A 3,423-nucleotide genomic window follows, 5' to 3' on the forward strand; every position below is an offset into this window, starting at 1 on the left:
CCAGGCCCTGCCGCAGATCGCGAACGGCTCGGCGAACAAGGTCTGGATCGTGCCCGCCGAGCTGTCAAAGGCTCTGGACGGCCTGGGCGGGGCGCTGGGCGGCCTGGCCAACATGGCGGGAGACCGGCCGTCCGAGGCGGTGGACGCGGGCGCCGTCGAGCGCGAGGCGGCTGCCGCGGCGCAGGCTGCCGCGGCGGCCGCGGCTGAGATCCATGAGGAGGTACGCGAGGCCGAAGCGCAGGTCAGCGGCGGCAACACCGATCCGGACAAGACGGCCGCGCTGCCGGCACCCACGCCGATCCCGCCGTCGGCCGCCCTTGGCGGTGCCGACTACAACGGCGTGCCGTCGGCTCCCGAGCGCGACCGCGCCTGATCGTCAACGGAAATGGCCGGCCCCGTAGGGGGCCGGCCATTCGCATCGCTTACTTACTTCTTGGCAGTCTTGGCGGCTTCCTCGGCGGGCGGGGCCTCCTCAGCGCCCTCCTCGCCTTCCTCACCGGCACCCTCTTCGCCGGCCTCTTCCTCGCCGCCGGCGTCGCCGCCGATGCCGGCCGCGGCCTTGGCGTCGGCCAGTGCGAGGCAGGTCTGCAGCAGCGCCTGCTGGGCGGAGGTCACGGCCTCGGCCGCCGCACCGGCGTCCTGGCCCTCCTCGGCGCCCTCCTCGGCACCCTGCTCCGCCTCGTCCTCGGCGGCGCCGCCCTTCTCCTTCTCGCCGGCCTTCTCGGCGCCCTTGCCCTTGGCCTTGGCGGCCTTGGCGGCCCACGCCTTCGCCGTCTTGGCGTTGGCCTTCTCGGCCTCCTCGGCGGACTCCTCTTCCTGGCCCTTTTCGCCTTCCTGGCCCTTTTCGCCCTCGCCGGCCTGCTCGCCGCCGGCCTGCTCGTCCTCGATCGCCTGGATGTCGGCCGCGAACTCGTCACAGGCCAACTCGAGGGCTTGCGCGGAAGCCAGCGCGGCCTCCTCGGCGCCCTGCTCCTGCTCCGGCTGCAACTCCTCGCCGTCGCAGAGGACCTGGCCGCCGTTGATCTCCACCTCGGCACACTGCGAGACGTCGAACTGCTGTCCCTCGACCACGATGACGTCCGCGGCCTTGGTGGCGGTCCCCGCGTTCGCGAGCTGAACACCACCGATTCCGGCCGCAACGAGAACGCCGGAGATCACGACGGCACCGATCACCTTCCGCCGGTCGGGGCCTTGGTTCCTTCGGTACGCGCTTCGCATCACCACTCCTCGTTCGTCGAACGTCGATGGGCCCTGGTCGGCTGCGAGTACGGAGCCGCACCGCCGGGTGGTTCAACCGGTGTTGCCGATACGGCCCGGAAAGTCGCGCTTCCACAGCACAAAACCGCAGGTCAGACCCCTGGAAAAAGAAATTTGAAATCAGCGCCCGTCGTCACCTGTTCGGAGGTCCGGTCTGTGCGTTCACTGAACGTTGAGTCGTTTCCTGGCAATCGCCTGCGAGCCCCGCCGTCTTTTGGGATGCTCGGCCCAGGATCCCGACGGTTGCCCCCGGGCCGCTCGGCTTGAGCCCCACGAGGCGGAGCCATGAGCATCAGCCATCACCAAACGGCGAGCGGGCGACCGCTGCGGGTGGCACCGGCCTGGGTGGGCGCCGCCCAGCCGGCCACCAAAACCCAAGACCTTTTGCCGGTACGCGAGGCGGTGTGGATCTGGTCGGTCCGCCGCTACGCCCGGATGGCCCTGTGGGCCCTACCCGCCGCCGCCCTGCTCGACGGCTGGATCGCACTCGGCATCGCCACCCCGCCGGGCCCGCTGGTGGTGCGCCTGGCCGCCGACTGGCTCTCGGTGGTAGCCATGATCGCCCTGGCCGGCTTGCTGGCCGGTGCCCGAACCCGCCGCTCCGCCCTTACCGGCCTGCTGGTCGGCCTGGCCGGCTTGATCCTGACATTGCCGCTGACCGCGCTGCCACCCGGCGCGCTGCCCGAAGGGGCACCCCTGACGGCTGATCAGCTTCGGACGGCCGGCGTGGTAGCGGTCAGCACCACGGCGACCGGGTGGCTCCTGCTGGGCTGGGCGGTGTTCCGCTCCAAGCTGGTCAACCCGGCCGACGGCGTGCTGCTGATGTTGGCGGCGTTGGCGTTGAGCGCGGGAATGTACGGGAAGCAGCCACTGCCCACGGTGGGTGCGCTGCTGTTGCTGGCGGCGGGCACGGGGTTGGCTTGGACGGGAGGCCGGCTGATTCCCCGGGCTTGAAGGGTTTTCTTGCGCCGAACATCAGGTCGACAACATCGCGTCGTGGACGACCGCCAGTGGGGGATATTTGCGGCAAAGGCATCGACGAGTGCCGTACTGCCGGGCGGGACCTGATATCGCGACTCCACCACACCGTGAAGATCATTTGGTGGTGTCGCTTCCAAGATCCGCGCGACCTCGACGTCCACCCGGGGCTTGACGCCTTCGGAAGGACGTTGTGTTCGGGGTTGGCCGGCCCGGAAACGGGGATTGACCAAGGTGGCATCGGCCGTCGCGGGATCCGGGAGGTTGGCCTACGTGCGAGCGCGGAAATGTCGTAGGCGAGTGGGAAGCTCCGACCATCGGCCCGAACCGTGGCCGGGGGAGGAGCAGCCATGAGCAAGGTGGTCGCCGACATCTCGGTGTCGCTCGACGGATTCGTGACCGGGCCGGACGCTGGGCCGGAGTCCGGGCTGGGTCGCGGCGGTGAAGGGCTGCATACCTGGGCGCTTGAGCCCGACGCGCTTGACCAGCAGATCCTTGAGGAGACGGTGTATGCCACCGGCGTCATCATCATGGGCCGCCGGCTCTTCGACATCATCGACGGGCCGCAGGGCTGGAATGACGAGATGGGCTACGGCGCCGGCCTGGCTGCTCAGCCGCCGGTGCTCGTCGTGACCCGCACACCGCCGGACACAGTGCGGCTTGCTGACCGGACGACCTTCGTGGTCGACGGGATCGAGAGCGCCGTGGCCAAGGGCATCGCCGTGGCCGACGACCGGGACGTCGTCATCATGGGCGGCGGCGAGACCGTGCGGCGGGCGATCGAGGCGGGCGTGGTCGACGAGTTGCGCCTGCATCTGTCGCCGATTCTGCTGGGCGCCGGCACTCCGCTGTTCGACGGCGGCACGCCGCGCGGTCTGCACCAGCTCAGCCTGCACCAGCTCAGCGCCCGCGCGTCCGGGCACGCCACCCATCTGACCTACCGATTCGACTGAGGTAAGGAGTACCCCCATGTCCAGCAACAGCCGGGCAAACGCGGATGCCGGCGCCAGCACCGACCAGCACGTGACCGGCGGTCCGGAGACCGAGGTGTTCCCGACCGACGAGCCGCCGGTAGCGACCACGCCGTCGCACGGCAGCAGCAACGCCGGCATCAACACAACGCGGGCCAACCGCGTCGAGCCGGAGAGCGAGCGGATCGAGCGGGAGGAGCGCGAGTAGCGGCAGAAG

General features: G+C 70.2%; 4 protein-coding genes and 1 pseudogene. 4 read left to right on the forward strand and 1 reads right to left on the reverse strand.

All coding sequences use genetic code 11. The annotated features are described in order from the left end of the window. Positions 1 to 373, forward strand: a pseudogene (locus Ari01nite_RS35100) (SPFH domain-containing protein); the annotation flags it as partial. Positions 374 to 426: 53 nt separating this feature from the next. Here Ari01nite_RS35100 and Ari01nite_RS35105 read toward each other — a convergent pair. Next, on the reverse strand, positions 427 to 1,218 hold the full coding sequence (locus Ari01nite_RS35105) for a hypothetical protein (RefSeq protein ID WP_239163290.1): 792 nt from the start codon (positions 1,216 to 1,218) through the stop codon (positions 427 to 429). 324 nt (positions 1,219 to 1,542) lie between these two features. Here Ari01nite_RS35105 and Ari01nite_RS35110 point away from each other — a divergent pair, with 324 nt between their 5' ends. The 3 genes from Ari01nite_RS35110 (at position 1,543) to Ari01nite_RS35120 (ending at position 3,414) form a co-directional block, all read left to right on the forward strand. Further along, the gene (locus Ari01nite_RS35110; RefSeq protein ID WP_203786570.1) at positions 1,543 to 2,211 is read left to right on the forward strand and encodes a hypothetical protein; all 669 of its coding nucleotides are present in this window, start codon (positions 1,543 to 1,545) and stop codon (positions 2,209 to 2,211) included. Positions 2,212 to 2,585: 374 nt separating this feature from the next. After that, entirely contained in the window at positions 2,586 to 3,188 is a 603-nt protein-coding gene (locus tag Ari01nite_RS35115; protein WP_203786571.1) for a dihydrofolate reductase family protein, read from the forward strand. A gap of 16 nt (positions 3,189 to 3,204) precedes the next feature. Continuing rightward, complete coding sequence (locus tag Ari01nite_RS35120) at positions 3,205 to 3,414, forward strand: hypothetical protein (RefSeq protein WP_203786572.1); 210 nt, start codon at positions 3,205 to 3,207, stop codon at positions 3,412 to 3,414. The last annotated feature ends 9 nt before the right edge of the window (positions 3,415 to 3,423 follow it).

Source organism: Paractinoplanes rishiriensis, from assembly GCF_016862375.1.
Taxonomy (GTDB): Bacteria; Actinomycetota; Actinomycetes; order Mycobacteriales; family Micromonosporaceae; genus Actinoplanes; species Actinoplanes rishiriensis.

Bases quoted from the DNA above. Each gene is read 5' to 3' on its own strand.
- Ari01nite_RS35105 (WP_239163290.1), bottom strand. From the start codon at position 1,218: ATGCGAAGCGCGTACCGAAGGAACCAAGGCCCCGACCGGCGGAAGGTG.
- Ari01nite_RS35110 (WP_203786570.1), top strand. From the start codon at position 1,543: ATGAGCATCAGCCATCACCAAACGGCGAGCGGGCGACCGCTGCGGGTG.
- Ari01nite_RS35115 (WP_203786571.1), top strand. From the start codon at position 2,586: ATGAGCAAGGTGGTCGCCGACATCTCGGTGTCGCTCGACGGATTCGTG.
- Ari01nite_RS35120 (WP_203786572.1), top strand. From the start codon at position 3,205: ATGTCCAGCAACAGCCGGGCAAACGCGGATGCCGGCGCCAGCACCGAC.